We start from the raw sequence: 15,330 nt of genomic DNA on the forward strand, positions 1-15,330 counted from the left end.
ATAGAGGGATAACATTAACTAGTGAAAGGATAAAATTATGAGTAAAAATTTAGAAATTGAATCAAAAACCCTACTAGATAAAGAAACCTATGAAAAAATGCGTGCAGCTTTTACCGCAAAATCTGATTTTATTCAAAAAAATTATTATTTTGATACACCAGACTTTGACTTAAAAAATAGTGATGCGAGCTTGAGAATTAGAATTCTTGTTGACCATGCAGAACAAACTATTAAAGTTAAAGAAACTAATCCTAAGGAAAAGAAATACAGTGAACGGATCGAAATTAATGATTTACTATCTGTAGCACAAGCTGAACAAATGACTCAAAGTTCATATGAAGGCACCTTCTTTTTATTTGGAGGAGATGTCGGTGATTACCTCCAAAAGCATTATTCTAATGAAGCAATTCACTCTTTGAAATTAATTTCCTGGAGTCAAACTCGAAGAATACTAGCTAACGGTCCAGAAAACTGTGAATTAACTTTAGATTTAACAGAATTTCCTGATGGGTATTATGACTTTGAATTAGAAATTGAAAATGATAATCCGGATACTATTAAAAAGATACTTTCTCAATTAGAAAAGCAATTTAATTTTACGGTTAATAAGGAAAATACTAATCAAAGTAAAGTACAACGCGCTTGGGAACATAAAAAATAAAACAAATTTTTTTCCATTTCATTCATTTTCTGATAAAGTATTCATGGACTTGGATGGAGGAAATAACAAAATGTTTGAAATATTTTTCTTTGTTAATCCAATTGGGATTAACTGTTATCAAAATGAGCAGGAGATAGTCGCTGCAGTCAGTGGTTACAATCAAAATATTTCTTACCACTTTATTCCCATAACTACGATGAACACAATTCGGAACGATATCAAAGCTAGACATCTTTCTTTAAATAATGTCGAAGTTTTCAACACTTTTAGTCAAAGTGCTTACAACGCAACTAAAGATTATCACACTCTAAAACTAATTGTCGGTAATAAAAAGGCTAGACAATATATCATTAATTTGCAGCATGCTATCAATGATATGAATAAAACTTATTCTCCAGAGCTCGTTAATGAGATTCTAACTTCTTTAGATGTTTCAATTAAAAACTTCAAAAAGAATCGAGAATCAAACTACATAAAGCTCTCAATGGATAAGGATTTAAAACTCGCCGACGACTTAAATGTCGTCACTACTCCTACGACCATTATTTTTAACTATGATGAGGATCGAGGAGACTCTGGTATGATGATCGAAGGTTGTGCAAATCGTGAAGAAATTGAGTCTGCAATCGTTGGGGATAAACAGACTAGTAGTGATAATAGTTTACGCTTGTTATAATTCAATTAGGCTAGATGATTTTTTGAATCATCTAGCTTTTTTTGTAGATAAACTACTATTGGACTCTTTTCCTTCGGTCCCCTTAACTCTAAAAATAATTTATCAGGTATATCTGCTACTGAAAAATGTAATTGATATAACAGCGCTGCAATTTTTAACCCTAATTTACTTTTCTGAGTAATTTGTTTCTGCAAATATATTTTTTGATCTTGAATAGAAGAGGATTTTATATTTTGTTTAGTAGCTGGCGTAAAAGTAAATAAATTTGCAATTCCTTTCTCATCTAAAGAAAAATGTTTTATTTCATAACTTATTTCCGAACTAAGGGCAGCTCTCAAAATATTATATTTTAGTGTAATTACACAACTAAATGGATTAATTTCTAAATAATACCATTGCCATCGTGGACTATACCTTAAAAATATTTCTTTTGAACGATTAATTTTATTTTTTAAATAATGCCTTTGACCCACAATCCAAATATCTTTTATAGATAATTTTTCATATAAACTATGGCGATGATTAAACTCTTTTTCACTTAAAGGTGCACATTGCACTTCAAAAGCTAATTTATTTTCTACTAATACATCAGCTCTCAACTGTTGATCGAATAAAGGAACCTCAACTTCTGCATTAATTCCATTTGCTTTTAGTGCAGTACATAAAAGTTGCTTAGATTGATAATGTTCTTCCTTCTCTCCTGTTCCTTTTACTTGATAAAAATGTTTAAAAAATGGTAGCTTTTCTTCTGATATAATCAAAATCATTCGTTTTCTACAAGACGGACAAGTATAATAATCCTGATTTAACTTCTTAAATCCTTTATTAACTTGTTCTGCTTCCTTGATGGCTAAGACTAATTTTCTATTTAAAATAGCCGCATACATTTTATCGCCCAATATTATATACGCAAAAAGGGAGATGATTTTTCCCATCTCCCTTTTAATCAAAATATTCTCTTATATTCCCTAATGCATCTTGTCCAATTAGGCACTTAGCATTTTTCTTTATTCTTTGGAATTGCTTCTCAGTCATTCCAGTGCCGTATTCATTAGCAATTACCCAAGTATCTTCGGGCTTCAATTCTACATAATTATCATCTAAATAGGCTAAATCTAGATAGTATTCATGATGATAGGTATATAAACTAGAGGCTAATCCATCGACCTTTAAAGCATCGGCTAAGGCTGCAACTAAATCAATACTATCCAGCTTAAAGACGCGACGATTATCACTGACTAATTTTTCACGATCGTCATCAATTTCAGTTTTGCGTTGATCATCTTCTCCAGCCCCTAATCCCTTTAAAAGATCTCGTAATTGATCATTCGAATTGTTACTACTATCATCATCACTATCAGGAACTTTTGAAATAAGTAATTCTAATCCAGAACTACTTGGCATAACCTGAAAAGTAACAGGATCTCCTTTAGCAAAAGTATGATCTGTATCGACTTCACTTAAAATTTGATAGAAGAAATGTTGAATTTGACTTTTGTTTCCTAACAAGTCGAGCATTGTTATTCCGCGTTCTTTAAGTTCATCTGCGTCCATTGTTACACGAATGGTATTTTCACTTATTCTGTGTACTTCCACTTATTATCACCTCGAAGTCTCTATCTTTAATACATTGTAACCTATTTTCCTACTCATATAAAAACGCTAGCTTAAAAAAGCTAACGTTTTTACAATTTTTAATTAAAAATCAGCAGTCATTGCTTGGATCTCTTCAAGTTCTAAGCGACGAACTTTACGAGGAAGAAATCTTCTAATTTCATCTTCGTTGTAGCCTACCTGTAGACGTCTATCATCCATAATAATTGGACGTCTTAACAAACTAGGATTCTTTTCCACAAGATCAATTAGTTGATCGATTGATAAATCATCCAAATTAATCTTTAAGTTTTGGAAAGTACGAGAACGAGTAGAAATAATTTCTTCTGTGCCGTTTTCAGTCATTCGTAAAACTTGCATGATTTCCTCTTTATTTAACGGATTGGCGAAAATATTTCTTTCCTTAAATGAAATATCGTGTTCCTTCAACCATGCTTTAGCTTTACGACATGAAGTACAACTTGGTGATGTATATAAATTTAACACTTAACTCCACACTCCTTTACGTGTAGAAAAATAACTACTGTTTCACTTACACAAAACATTGTAACACAAATACCTGTCTTTTATAAGTTGTAATCAAATTTCTTTTATTAGCTTACATAGTATACTCTAGCAACAAATATTGAAGTTTGTGTGAAGTTCCAACAAAAAAAGAGTACTAATAGTACTCTTTTTTCTAATCAAGAATATTAAGCTTCTTCATAGTTTCTTCAACTAATTTCTTGTTTTCGTCAGCAGTTTCTGAAACAAAACAAGCTTTATTTGCTAATTCTTTAATATCTTCAGTATTGATCTTCTTCATCAAACTTCTGATACGTAAGATTGAAGTTGCACTCATTGAATATTCATCAAGTCCCATTGACAAAAGAATTGGGAACATAATGTCATCACCAGCAGCTTCACCACACATACCACACCAAATACCATTTTCATGAGCACCATCAATAGTGTGCTTAATCAAACGTAAAACAGATGGGTTGTATGGTTGGTAAAGATATGAAACGTTATCATTACCACGATCAGCAGCCATAGTATATTGGATTAAGTCGTTAGTTCCAATTGAGAAGAAATCAACTTCTTTAGCAAATTGATCAGCTAATACAGCAGCAGCTGGAACTTCGATCATCATACCAACTTGTAAGTCGTCACCGATCTTAACGCCTTCCTTGGCAAGTTTATCTTTTTCGTCAGCTAAGATTTGCTTTGCTTCACGTAATTCTGCTAAAGTACCAATCATTGGGAACATAATTCCTAATGGACCATATGCAGATGCACGAAGTAAAGCTCTTAATTGAGTTCTAAAGATATCCTTGTATTGCATTGAAAGACGGATAGCACGAACACCTAAGAATGGGTTCATTTCTTCTGGAAGATCCCAGTAATCTAAGTGCTTGTCTCCACCAATATCACAAGTTCTAATGATAGTTTGCTTACCATCCATGTCTTCGATAACTTTCTTGTAAGCATCAAATTGAGCTTCTTCGGATGGGAAGTCCTTTGAATCCATGTATAAGAATTCAGTTCTGTACAAACCAATTGCTTCAGCACCGTTTTCTTTTACGCCTTTCATATCATTAGGAGTACCGATATTAGCAGCGATAATGAACTTCTTACCATTTGCAGTTACAGATGGTTCATTCTTTAGCTTCTTCCATTCTTCCTTTTGCTTAGCGAAGACTTCACCTTTCTTAGTGTATTCTTCGATTTGAGCATCAGTTGGATTAATGATAGCATCGCCGTCTAAACCATCGGCAATAAGCATATCGCCATCTTTAACATCTTTAGTAATAGTTTCAGTACCAACAACAGCTGGAATTTCCAATGAACGAGCCATGATTGCTGAGTGAGCAGTTCTACCACCAACATCAGTTACAAATCCCTTAACGTACTTCTTGTTAAGTTGAGCTGTATCACTTGGTGTTAAATCGTAGGCTACTACTACAACTTCATGGTCAATAGCTGCAGGATCTGGCAATTTCTTACCAAGAAGATGTGCCATAAGACGCTTTGAAACATCGCGTACGTCAGCTGCACGTTCTTGCATATATGCATTGTCAGTCATACCTTCAAAAATAGTAATGAATTTTTGAGCAGTTTCATCTAATGCAGCTTCAGCATTAATTTTTTGATCTTTGATTTCTGTTTCAATAGCCCCAGTAAATTCTGGGTCGCTTAAGAATAGAAGGTGAGCATCAAAAACTTGTGCTTCTTCTGGTCCTAAACTTTCCTTAGCTTTATCACGAACTTTTTCAAGTTCTTTAGTTGATTCTTCAACAACTTTTTTAAAGCGAGCTACTTCAGCATCAACATCGCTAACTGAGGTTTTAGAAAACGAAAGGTCAGGTTCTACCAAAAGGTAGGCTGGTGCAACTGCAATACCATCACTGGCTGCAATTCCCTTTAAAGTTTTCGACATTATTCAGCTAAACCTTCCTTTTTCATAGTGTCAGCAATAGCTTCAATTGCTTCTTTAGCATCGTCACCGTCAGCAGTAATAGTTACATCTGCACCTTGGCCAACACCTAAAGACATAACACCCATGATTGACTTCAAGTTTACTGATTTACCATTGTATTCCAAGTTAATATCTGAGTTAAACTTAGAAGCAGCTTGTACCAACAAAGTAGCTGGACGAGCATGAATACCAGTTTCAGCAATAATATGAAATTCGCGTTTTTCCATTTTAAATTATCTCCTTTAAAATCAAAAATAATCGGGAGTTTTATACCCACTCGTTTATTAGGTTATCATGTTTTCAAAATGAAAACAATACAAATGTAAATGTTTACATTACAAAGCACTTAATTTTCATTATCAGATAAGGTATAAATTATATCACCGCCTCTTTGGGCAATCCCAGTTATGCTCTGTCTCTTCCCATAGCTTCTAAGAGCCAATTGGAATTGAAAAGCATCTTTGGGACTAACCCTATATTCTTTCAATTCACCGCTTATGAGTTTATCTAATATTTCTTTATAATCCATTTCTTATATTTTTTCTCCTTAGAGTTTCTATATTTTTATAAAAAATCCATTCTTTTTCATATTATATCAATTTTCTATAAAAATCTGGGTTTATCACTTGCAATTAGTAAGTATCCGTACTATGATATTAGCAAGTTAGCACTCCTACATTAAGAGTGCTAAAATAAGAAATATAGCCTGAATATTATAAGAAAGGCGGAAATATTAATGCTATGTGATAACTGTCATGAACGTCCTGCCTCTATTCATCTTTATACAAATGTAAATGGGCAAGATCGTGAAATCTCATTATGTCAACAATGTTATCAAGAATTGAAAAATCAACAAGGACAAAATAATAGTATGAATAATAACAATGCATTTTTTGGCGATTTTGATGATTTATTCAACGCCTTAAATAATAACAATAATGAACAAAATAATTCTCAAGGCCGTGACCCACGTATGCAAATGGGTGGTGGGCGCCGAGGTGGAAATAACGGTGGTCAAAAATCCCTACTCGACCAATATGGTACTGATTTAACTGACTTAGCAAAAAAAGGCAAAATTGATCCAGTTATTGGACGTGATAAAGAAATTGCTCGTGTTATTGAAATTTTAAACAGACGAACTAAAAATAATCCTGTTCTTATCGGAGAAGCCGGTGTTGGTAAAACTGCTGTTGTTGAAGGCTTAGCACAACAAATTGTCGATGGTTCAGTTCCAGCTAAGCTTCAAGACAAGAGAATCATTTCTTTAAATATGGTATCAATGGTTCAAGGAACTGGAATTCGCGGCCAATTTGAACAAAGAATGCAACAATTAATCAAAGAATTAGAACAAAACGATAATATCATCCTATTTATTGATGAAATTCACGAATTAGTTGGTGCGGGGAATGCTGAAGGCGGGATGGATGCGGGGAACATTATTAAACCCGCCTTAGCTCGGGGAGATTTCCAATTAATTGGTGCTACTACCATTAAGGAATATCGAAACATCGAAAAAGATTCTGCCCTTGCTCGTAGATTCCAACCAGTTGAGGTTAAAGAACCTACAACTGAAGAAACAATTAAGATTTTGCAAGGCATTCGGAAGCGTTACGAAGATTATCACCATGTGCACTATACTGATGAATCCATACAAGCTGCAGTAGATCTTTCTTCACGCTACATTCAAGATCGTTTCTTACCTGATAAAGCCATCGATCTTTTAGATGAAGCTGGCTCAAGAATGAATCTCACTATTCCCTATGTTGATAGTGAAAAAATCAAAGAAAGACTTGATGCTGCTGAAAGCCTAAAGCAAGATGCTTTAAAAAATGAGGATTACGAAAAAGCTGCCTACTATCGTGATCAAATTGAAAAATATGAAAAATTAAAAGATCAGAAAGTAGATCCTGATCAAACACCTAAAATCACTGAGAAGATCATGAATAAGATCGTTGAAGAAAAAACTAATATTCCTGTCGGCGACTTACAGAAACAAGAAGAAACACAATTAAAAAACTTAGCTACTGACCTTAAAGATAATGTAATTGGTCAAAACAAAGCTGTTGAAACCGTTGCTCGTGCAATAAGACGAAATCGAGTTGGATTTAACAAATCTGGTCGTCCAATTGGTTCCTTCTTATTTGTAGGACCGACTGGTGTAGGTAAGACAGAATTAGCTAAACAATTAGCCAAACAAATCTTTGGTACGGAAGATGCCATGATTCGGTTCGATATGAGTGAATATATGGAACAATACTCCGTATCTAAGCTCATCGGATCTGCACCAGGTTATGTAGGTTATGAAGAAGCTGGTCAATTAACAGAAAGGGTACGCCATAATCCATATAGCTTAATTTTATTTGATGAAATTGAAAAAGCTCATCCTGATGTACTTCACTTATTCTTGCAAATTCTCGATGATGGTCGCTTAACTGATTCGCAAGGTCGCACAGTTTCATTTAAAGATACCATTATCATTATGACCTCTAATGCTGGTCAAGGAATCAAAGAAGCTAGCGTAGGCTTTGCAGCTGAAAACAGTCATCAAGAACAATTTAAGAATAGCTTAGGTCAATACTTTAAACCTGAATTCTTAAATAGACTTGATGATATAGTTGAATTTAATGCACTTGATAAGAAAGACTTAATCAAGATCGTTGATTTAATGCTTGCAAATACCAATGACATGGTAAAAGATCAAGGTCTTCATATTGAAGTCATGCCTGAAGCAAAAGAACTTCTTGTCGAAAAGGGTTACGATCCATCTATGGGTGCTCGTCCACTTCGTCGTACAATCCAAGAAGAAATTGAAGATAAAGTAGCAGATTATAAACTAGATAATTCAGCAGCTAAAGAACTAAAGGCTGATGTAGTTGATGGTGAAATAGTAATTAGTGAAAATTAATTATCTAAAAGTAAATAAGAGTCACAAGTTTCGTGACTCTTATTTTTATTTTTATAAATTCTGCAAAAAGGTTATACTTAAATTGGGGTTTTAAAGACACATTTATATATCGAGGTTATAAATATGATGCATTTAATTGATGTTACAAATAGCTACCGTGATTTAGTCCAAAGACAATTAGCAGCTACTAATAGTCAATTCGTAAAAGTTTACTCTTTAGGTAATACCACAGTAGTATACAGCGAAACAACTGATAAAATTGAAATCGTTATGGAAAACCATAAACGTCCTATCAGACAAGATGAAGTAGAATTTGTTATTAAGCGTCTAATTCATGAAGATCGAATTTATGATATAACAGTTGATAAAAGTAGAAAAATCATTTCTATCACTTGTGATCGTTAAAATCGCAAAAAAGCCGTGGAACAACTCCACGGCTTTTTTCTATCTTATAATCTTGAAGTTAATTCAACATCAGGATACTTGTCTTTAAACCATCTTTCAGCAAATGCATTTTCAAATAAGAATAGTGGCTCATCATCCCTATCCTTAACTAATAAGTTACGGGATGATGACATTTTAGGATCTAGTTGATCTGGTTTAATCCAACGAGCTACACGGTTTCCTAACGTATGGAGTTCAACTTCTGAATTGTATTCATTTTTCATTCTGAAAGAGAATACTTCAAATTGTAATTGACCAACTGCCCCCAAAATATAATCATCAGTTGAATAGCCACGATAAAGTTGAATCGCACCTTCTTGAACTAATTGATTCATCCCTTTATGGAATGATTTTTGTTTCATAACGTTTTTAGCAGTTACTCGCATAAAAATTTCGGGGGTAAATTGTGGTAATTCCGGATAGACAATTTTCTTCTTCCCAGCATAAATTGAGTCACCAATCTGAAAATTACCCGTATCATACAAACCAACTATATCTCCGGCTACTGCATCAGAAACTTGTACACGTTCGCTAGACATAAACTCAGTTGCATTATTTAATCTAACAGGCTTACCAGTTCGAGCTAAAGTTACATCAATCCCCTTTTTGAATTCGCCGCTTCCAATTCTTACAAAAGCAATTCGATCACGGTGATTAGGATTCATGTTTGCTTGAATTTTAAAAACAAAACCAGAGAATTCTGGATCATCAGCAGCTAATTTCTCATCTTCATTAACCACATGTTCTTGAGGTGCAGGTGCTAAATTAACAAAACTATCCAAGAAAGTTTCTACCCCAAAGTTAGTTAAAGCCGATCCAAAGAAGACTGGTGTTTGATCTCCTCTTAAAATCTTATCTTTATCAAAAGTATTTCCGGCTTCTTTCAACAAGTCAATATCATCTAAAGTTGATTGATATAGACTATCCTGGGCTAAAGCTTCATCTTCAGCTAATTTACCATTTTCATCTAATGGCAAATAACGATCATCATCATCTTTTCGATAGAGTTCAACTCGATTGTTCGCAATATCATATAATCCTTTTAATTGCTTTCCCATACCAATTGGCCAGTTCATTGCTACTCCTTCAATGCCTAGCAAATCTTCTAATTCAGCAATTAAGTCTAGTGGTTCACGTCCATCCCGATCTAATTTGTTCATGAAAGTAAAGATCGGAATACCTCTCTTCTTTACAACTTTAAACAACTTTTTAGTTTGAGGTTCGATACCTTTAGCAGAATCAATAACCATTACTGCAGCGTCAACAGCCATTAAAGTCCGATAGGTATCTTCAGAGAAATCTTGGTGTCCAGGAGTATCTAGAATATTAATTCTCTTCCCCTGATATTCAAATTGCATAACTGAACTAGTAACTGAAATACCACGCTTCTTTTCAATTGCCATCCAGTCACTAGTTGCATAGTGGCCACTTTTACGCGCTTTTACTGTACCTGCACTTCGAATTACTCCACCAAAAAGGAGCATTTGTTCAGTAATTGTCGTCTTACCCGCATCAGGGTGAGAAATAATCGCAAATGTGCGTCTTTTTTTCACTTCATCCGTTAACTTTGTCATTAATCTTTAGCTTCTTCCTTTTCTTGTTTTTCTGGAATTGTGAGCAGCAGTGTTAATAAACGAGAACCTTTCATTCGTCTCGTAGTTAAAACCATCCCGTTATCAAGCTTAACGCTCAACTTCTCTCCCTTAGCTGGAATTAGACCTAATTTAGTAATTACATATCCAGCAACAGTATCCACATTTTCCATTGCCAAATCAGTTCCAAATTCTTCATTGAAGTCCGCCAAAGGCATTTTTCCATAAATAACATACTCTCTTGGACCAATTTTTGAAAATAATACCTCAGCCTTATCAACTTCATCGTCAATATCGCCGACAATTTCTTCAATTAAATCTTCAATTGTTGCAAGTCCAACAACACCGCCGTACTCATCAGTCAAAATAGCAAGCTGTCTTTGGGTCTCCTGCATCTCGACTAACAATTCTCCTAATTCAATAGTTTCAGGTGCAAATAAAGGCTTAAACATAACCTGATCGTAGTCTAGCTTATCAAAACCAACTTTATGAGCTTTTCGTAAAACAGTTCTAATATGAATGACGCCGACAATCTTATCTTTATCACCATCATAAACAGGCACTCTTGAATAAGGCTCTTTTAAGATCTTATCTAAGTTTTCTTGAAAACTATCATTAATATCGACCATAAAGGCATCCGTTCGAGGCACCATTACTTCTCGTGCCATCTTTTCCTCAAATTCAAGAATACCTTCCATCATTGAATATTCGCGATCACTAATCTCTTTTTGCTCATGTAATTTATTTAAAATTTTATTTAACTTACGTTGGCCATCAATATCTTCATCGCCACGAAATTTAGCTCTTAATTTGCTAAATATATCCCCCGCACCGGGATCACTACTCATCTTTAAATTCTCTCTTTCTATTGCTGTATTAATGCCCATTTAATCACAATTATCGGTAATTATATCACATGCAAATATATGATAAAATAAGGAACAAGAAATGGGGTCTTATAGATGAAAAAACCAAACATCTACTTAGTCTTTACTTTTTTACTATTAATTCCGTATCTTTGCAGTTTAACTTTAATTGGTATCTGTTACAATGCTCTAGTCAGACACTCTAGTGATATTTTTAGAAGTTTTATCGGTGCCCTAGTTGGTACAATTATTATGTTTGCAATTAAGGCCACTATTCAACGTCCACTTGATTTAGTCTCTGATGAAGTACCAAATAACTTGTTTAAACAGATTTTACGTTTTTATAGTATTCGTAGACGTAAATTTCTACTTATTTGTAATTGTTTAGTTGACTTTGCCCTCTGCTGGCTTGCCATGGACTTAGTAAGAAAATTCTTCTCACTATCTTTTATTATTGGCAATTCCGTTGGGATAGTCCTATTGATCATGCTAATTTCAACATGTATTGGCGCTTATATTGAATATGATAATCTTTCTATTGACCCTAAACAGAAGTAATTATTTTGAACTTTCTTCAGAACTGGCATCTAGATATAAAATCTGGGCCAGTTCTTTTGTTTCTAAGTTTAATTTAGCTAAAACATATGGTTTTTCACTATCGCCTAAATTTTCGTACATAGTAATGCCATCTTTTGATAATTTATCTAAAAAAGTAGGAATAACAAAATTTAAAGGTTGGCTAAAGAAAGCTAAATTACTATCTGGTGTATCAATTTCCGCAATTTCTGAAGCAGGTAATTCAAATTTATTTAATCCTGCAACAGGCATTTGTTTGTCATCAGCCAAGATTCCATACCAAAACATAAAGTTTTCTGGTCCAAATACCACTAAACTTGCTCGTTCATTTTCATATCCATTGTCTTTGACAAACTTTTGGAATACAGGATCATTTTCCATTTCTTGGATAGCAGCTGTATATGTTTTATTTTCATCCATCTGATTTGGCATAAAAACCTTACCAATAAAGTTATGTGCCGAGTATTTTTCTTTCTTCATTTTCTCTCCCCTTAAAAAAGCTTCGATCCAAGTCAGGACGCAATTGGTTATAGCGTTCATACCAAATTTGTACAAACTTTTTAGCAAATGGCCCCTTCTTTTGATCAATCCAATCTAATAATTCAAAACTAGTACTACGCAAAATACTATCAATCTCTTCGCTATAATGCCAACGTTTTTTGTTCATCGCATACTCATCAGCATCTAGAAGTCTTTTTTCTCCATCTGGAAAAACTTTAATATCTAGATCATAGTCGATATATTTTAATGCTTCTCGGTCTAAAATAAATGGACTAGCTAAATTTGCATAGTATGCAACACCATCAGGCCTAAGCATTGCTATCACATTAAACCAAAGTTTACGATGAAAATAAACAATTGCTGGTTCACGACTAATCCACTTTCTACCATCTTCTTCGGTAATCAAAGTCCGATCATTAACGCCAATAATAATATTTTGTTCTGTTTTAACTACCATAGTGTCACGCCAATTTCGGTGTAGCGTACCATTATGTTTATAACTTTGTATTGCGATATAATCGCCTTCACGAGGCATCTCCATGATATTCGCCTCCTAACTAAACATTATACCAGCAAATTAATATTCATCTATTTCTTCTAAATTTACTACTTCACCACTTAAGAAACTATCAATTTCTCCACTCGAAAAGCCATGTTGAAATAAGTATCTTTTAACTTTCTGTCGTCTCTTAAAGTTATCATCTCTTCGATACCGACGCCAAGCTTTGACTCCTTGTTTTCTCAATGCTTCTAGCTGATCTTCCTCTGTACTTTCTAAGTCTAAACTATCAACAACCAACTGTCCTAATTCTTGATTAAAGCCATGTGTCTGCAGCTTCTTTAGTGCCTTTTGTCTGATCTCTTTATACGACATTTTTCCTACTTGATGAGTAACTGAATGTACTAATCGAATGCCAGCTTCTGTCCATTCTCCATCTTCTACTTCATAAAGAGAATCCTGAATAATATCATTAGCTACACCTTTTTGTTTTAATTTACTACTAATCGATCTTGGCCCATCTTTTCCTACTCTAAGGTTATTCTGGATAAATAAGCGTGCAAAATTATTATCATCAAGATAATTTAATTCTACTAAGTTTTCTATAGCACTTTGACTAGCTTCTGGACTAATCCCCTGCTTATTTAAGTAAGTTAAGACTTCATATACACTACGCGGCTGATAGCTTAAATAAGACATAGCTAGCTGGAGCGCATGACTATCTGCTTCAGCCTTTTTTATTTTTTCAATATCTTCAAGGCTTAGTTCAGTTCCTTTTAACAGTCTTTTTTCAGCTAATGTTCTTTCACTGACACTGAAGGCATATTCATTATCAATAAAAATATTATAGCGGCCCTTCCGCTTTTGCGTACTAATCTTAGTAATAATTGGCATTATCGCACCTTCTTCATTTTTTTATTTCTTCTATATTATAATAAATTAAATACTTGTATCACTTGAAAATAACGCTTATGCTTATTGTGACACTTTTTTCATGAATCAATCGAAATGAGGGCCTTATTTTGACAAAATTTACTAAAAACAAACAAGAAAAAAATATTATCATCACTATTAAACGCTTGGGTATTAATGGTGAAGGTATTGGATACTATAAAAAGAAAATTATTTTTATTCCTGGTGCACTTCCAAATGAGGTAGTTGTTGCTAAGATAGTTGATCGCCATCCACATTACCTGGAAGGTGAATTAGTAAGAATTAAAGAAAAATCTCCTGACAGAGTTACCTTTCCTAAAGGAGTTGATCCTGCAGTTGGCGGGCTAGAACTCGCCCACCTTTCTTATCCAAAACAACTTGAATTTAAACAACATTTAATTCTAGAATCGCTTAGAAAATATCACCCAAGAGACTATATTAAATATAAAGTTAAAAAGACAATTCCTGCACCAAACGCTTGGAATTATCGAAATAAAGCTCAATATCAAATTGAATTTAATAAGGGAAAGAGTAAACTTGGTCTCTATGCTCCTAATTCCCGTCATCTTATTGACCTGCCAGATATGCCTACTCAAACCAACGAGACTCAAAAAGTAGAACGTGAAATTAAGAAACTAATCGATAAACTTCACATCCGAATTGCCGACTTTAGACGTCATACCGATGGAATTAAAACCATTGCAGTTCGTCAAAGCAATGCTACTGGTGAAATTCAGGTAACTTTAATTACAATTGGTAAAAAAATTAAAGATCTCAAATTACTTGCTAGTCATATTATGAAACTTCCAAATGTAGTTTCTGTTTTCCAAAATGAAACTCAATGGCAAAATCCTCAAGTTTGGGGCAATAAAACCATTAAATTGTTCGGAAAGTCACATATTACAGAAGAAATACTAGGTAAAAAATTTAAGCTTTCACCACGCGCATTTTTCCAGCTTAACCCTGAACAAACTACTACTCTTTACTCAGAAGCCCTTAAATATCTTGACTTAACTCCTGATCAAACTTTGATCGATGCTTATGCGGGGGTTGGGACTTTGGGAATCTTGGCTAGCGATCAAGTAAGACAGGTTATTGGAATTGAATCTATTCCTGAAGCTGTAATCGATGCTCAAGAAAACTGCCGCTTAAATCATGTAAGAAATGCGGAATACATTCAAGGAAATGTAGAAAAATTACTTCCAGAACTAAAAAATCAAGGTGTTCCAATTAATGCATTAATCGTCGACCCACCACGTACAGGATTAAGCAAAAAGCTAATTAAAACTCTACTTGAAGTAAAACCTGAAACCTTTGTTTACGTTTCTTGTAATCCAGCTACTCTTGCAAAAGATTTAGTTCTTTTAAGTGAAGCTTATGATGTCAGAGTTATTCAACCAGTTGATATGATGCCACAAACACCACGTTGGGAAGGCGTTACCAAACTAGTTTTAAGAAAAAACAAGTAATTATATTAATTCAAGCAGTCAAATGGCTGCTTTTTTTGTACTTATAAAAAAAGGTTGTAGACTGCCTGGTCTACAACCTTTTTTCAAGTGGATGAGGTAAATACTATCTAGCGCCATAACGTCAGTATCTGGGTTT

Annotated in this window: 17 protein-coding genes; 6 read left to right on the top strand and 11 right to left on the bottom strand. The window is 34.0% G+C overall.

Going from position 1 to position 15,330, the window contains the following annotated elements; all coding sequences use genetic code 11:
• The first annotated feature begins 37 nt into the window (after positions 1–37).
• Positions 38–661, top strand: coding sequence for a CYTH domain-containing protein (locus Q9R40_RS00385; RefSeq protein ID WP_297939441.1), 624 nt, complete (start codon positions 38–40; stop codon positions 659–661).
• 70 nt (positions 662–731) lie between these two features.
• Positions 732–1,337: a DsbA family protein gene (locus tag Q9R40_RS00390; protein WP_304675812.1), complete on the top strand. Its 606-nt coding sequence runs from the start codon at positions 732–734 to the stop codon at positions 1,335–1,337.
• A gap of 5 nt (positions 1,338–1,342) precedes the next feature.
• On the opposite strand, the gene Q9R40_RS00395 is transcribed toward Q9R40_RS00390, so the two are convergent.
• From Q9R40_RS00395 to Q9R40_RS00420, 6 genes are all read right to left on the bottom strand, one after another.
• The gene (locus tag Q9R40_RS00395; RefSeq protein WP_300724324.1) at positions 1,343–2,224 is read right to left on the bottom strand and encodes a competence protein CoiA; all 882 of its coding nucleotides are present in this window, start codon (positions 2,222–2,224) and stop codon (positions 1,343–1,345) included.
• 55 nt (positions 2,225–2,279) lie between these two features.
• A complete protein-coding gene (locus Q9R40_RS00400) occupies positions 2,280–2,933 on the bottom strand; it encodes an adaptor protein MecA (protein WP_304675813.1) in 654 nt (217 codons plus the stop codon).
• Positions 2,934–3,035: 102 nt separating this feature from the next.
• Positions 3,036–3,437, bottom strand: coding sequence for a transcriptional regulator SpxA (gene spxA / locus Q9R40_RS00405; RefSeq protein ID WP_023599818.1), 402 nt, complete (start codon positions 3,435–3,437; stop codon positions 3,036–3,038).
• Positions 3,438–3,630: 193 nt separating this feature from the next.
• On the bottom strand, positions 3,631–5,370 hold the full coding sequence (gene ptsP, locus Q9R40_RS00410) for a phosphoenolpyruvate--protein phosphotransferase (RefSeq protein WP_304675817.1): 1,740 nt from the start codon (positions 5,368–5,370) through the stop codon (positions 3,631–3,633).
• Positions 5,370–5,636: a phosphocarrier protein HPr gene (locus Q9R40_RS00415; RefSeq protein WP_004893814.1), complete on the bottom strand. Its 267-nt coding sequence runs from the start codon at positions 5,634–5,636 to the stop codon at positions 5,370–5,372. The genes ptsP and Q9R40_RS00415 overlap by 1 nt, the downstream gene beginning before the upstream one ends.
• A gap of 119 nt (positions 5,637–5,755) precedes the next feature.
• The gene (locus Q9R40_RS00420) at positions 5,756–5,938 is read right to left on the bottom strand and encodes a hypothetical protein (protein ID WP_271328956.1); all 183 of its coding nucleotides are present in this window, start codon (positions 5,936–5,938) and stop codon (positions 5,756–5,758) included.
• A gap of 207 nt (positions 5,939–6,145) precedes the next feature.
• On the opposite strand from Q9R40_RS00420, the gene Q9R40_RS00425 reads away from it, so the two are divergent.
• Entirely contained in the window at positions 6,146–8,314 is a 2,169-nt protein-coding gene (locus Q9R40_RS00425) for an ATP-dependent Clp protease ATP-binding subunit (protein WP_297939426.1), read from the top strand.
• A gap of 126 nt (positions 8,315–8,440) precedes the next feature.
• Complete coding sequence (locus tag Q9R40_RS00430) at positions 8,441–8,719, top strand: DUF1827 family protein (protein WP_297939487.1); 279 nt, start codon at positions 8,441–8,443, stop codon at positions 8,717–8,719.
• A 44-nt stretch (positions 8,720–8,763) separates the two neighbouring features.
• On the opposite strand, the gene Q9R40_RS00435 is transcribed toward Q9R40_RS00430, so the two are convergent.
• A complete protein-coding gene (locus Q9R40_RS00435; RefSeq protein WP_304675823.1) occupies positions 8,764–10,332 on the bottom strand; it encodes a peptide chain release factor 3 in 1,569 nt (522 codons plus the stop codon).
• Positions 10,332–11,198 carry a hemolysin family protein gene (locus Q9R40_RS00440; protein WP_004897754.1) on the bottom strand — a complete coding sequence of 289 codons (867 nt, stop codon included), beginning with the start codon at positions 11,196–11,198 and terminating at the stop codon, positions 10,332–10,334. The genes Q9R40_RS00435 and Q9R40_RS00440 overlap by 1 nt, the downstream gene beginning before the upstream one ends.
• Before the next feature lie 114 nt (positions 11,199–11,312).
• Here Q9R40_RS00440 and Q9R40_RS00445 point away from each other — a divergent pair, with 114 nt between their 5' ends.
• Entirely contained in the window at positions 11,313–11,774 is a 462-nt protein-coding gene (locus Q9R40_RS00445; protein ID WP_300724111.1) for a hypothetical protein, read from the top strand.
• On the opposite strand, the gene Q9R40_RS00450 is transcribed toward Q9R40_RS00445, so the two are convergent.
• Genes Q9R40_RS00450 through recX form a run of 3 tightly spaced genes read right to left on the bottom strand, consistent with a single transcriptional unit; the run spans position 11,775 to position 13,686 of the window.
• On the bottom strand, positions 11,775–12,272 hold the full coding sequence (locus Q9R40_RS00450; RefSeq protein WP_271329164.1) for a hypothetical protein: 498 nt from the start codon (positions 12,270–12,272) through the stop codon (positions 11,775–11,777). It lies immediately after the preceding gene.
• Positions 12,244–12,834 (bottom strand): DUF402 domain-containing protein, encoded by a 591-nt coding sequence (locus tag Q9R40_RS00455; protein WP_023599822.1) that lies wholly within the window; start codon positions 12,832–12,834, stop codon positions 12,244–12,246. The genes Q9R40_RS00450 and Q9R40_RS00455 overlap by 29 nt, the downstream gene beginning before the upstream one ends.
• A 36-nt stretch (positions 12,835–12,870) precedes the next feature.
• Complete coding sequence (gene recX, locus Q9R40_RS00460; RefSeq protein WP_300734668.1) at positions 12,871–13,686, bottom strand: recombination regulator RecX; 816 nt, start codon at positions 13,684–13,686, stop codon at positions 12,871–12,873.
• Between the two features lie 128 nt (positions 13,687–13,814).
• Between recX and rlmD the strand changes: the two genes are divergently transcribed.
• Positions 13,815–15,194, top strand: a complete 1,380-nt coding sequence (rlmD, locus tag Q9R40_RS00465; protein WP_304675830.1) for a 23S rRNA (uracil(1939)-C(5))-methyltransferase RlmD — start codon at positions 13,815–13,817, stop codon at positions 15,192–15,194.
• The last annotated feature ends 136 nt before the right edge of the window (positions 15,195–15,330 follow it).

This window comes from uncultured Lactobacillus sp. (assembly GCF_948948975.1).
GTDB lineage: Bacteria > Bacillota > Bacilli > Lactobacillales > Lactobacillaceae > Lactobacillus.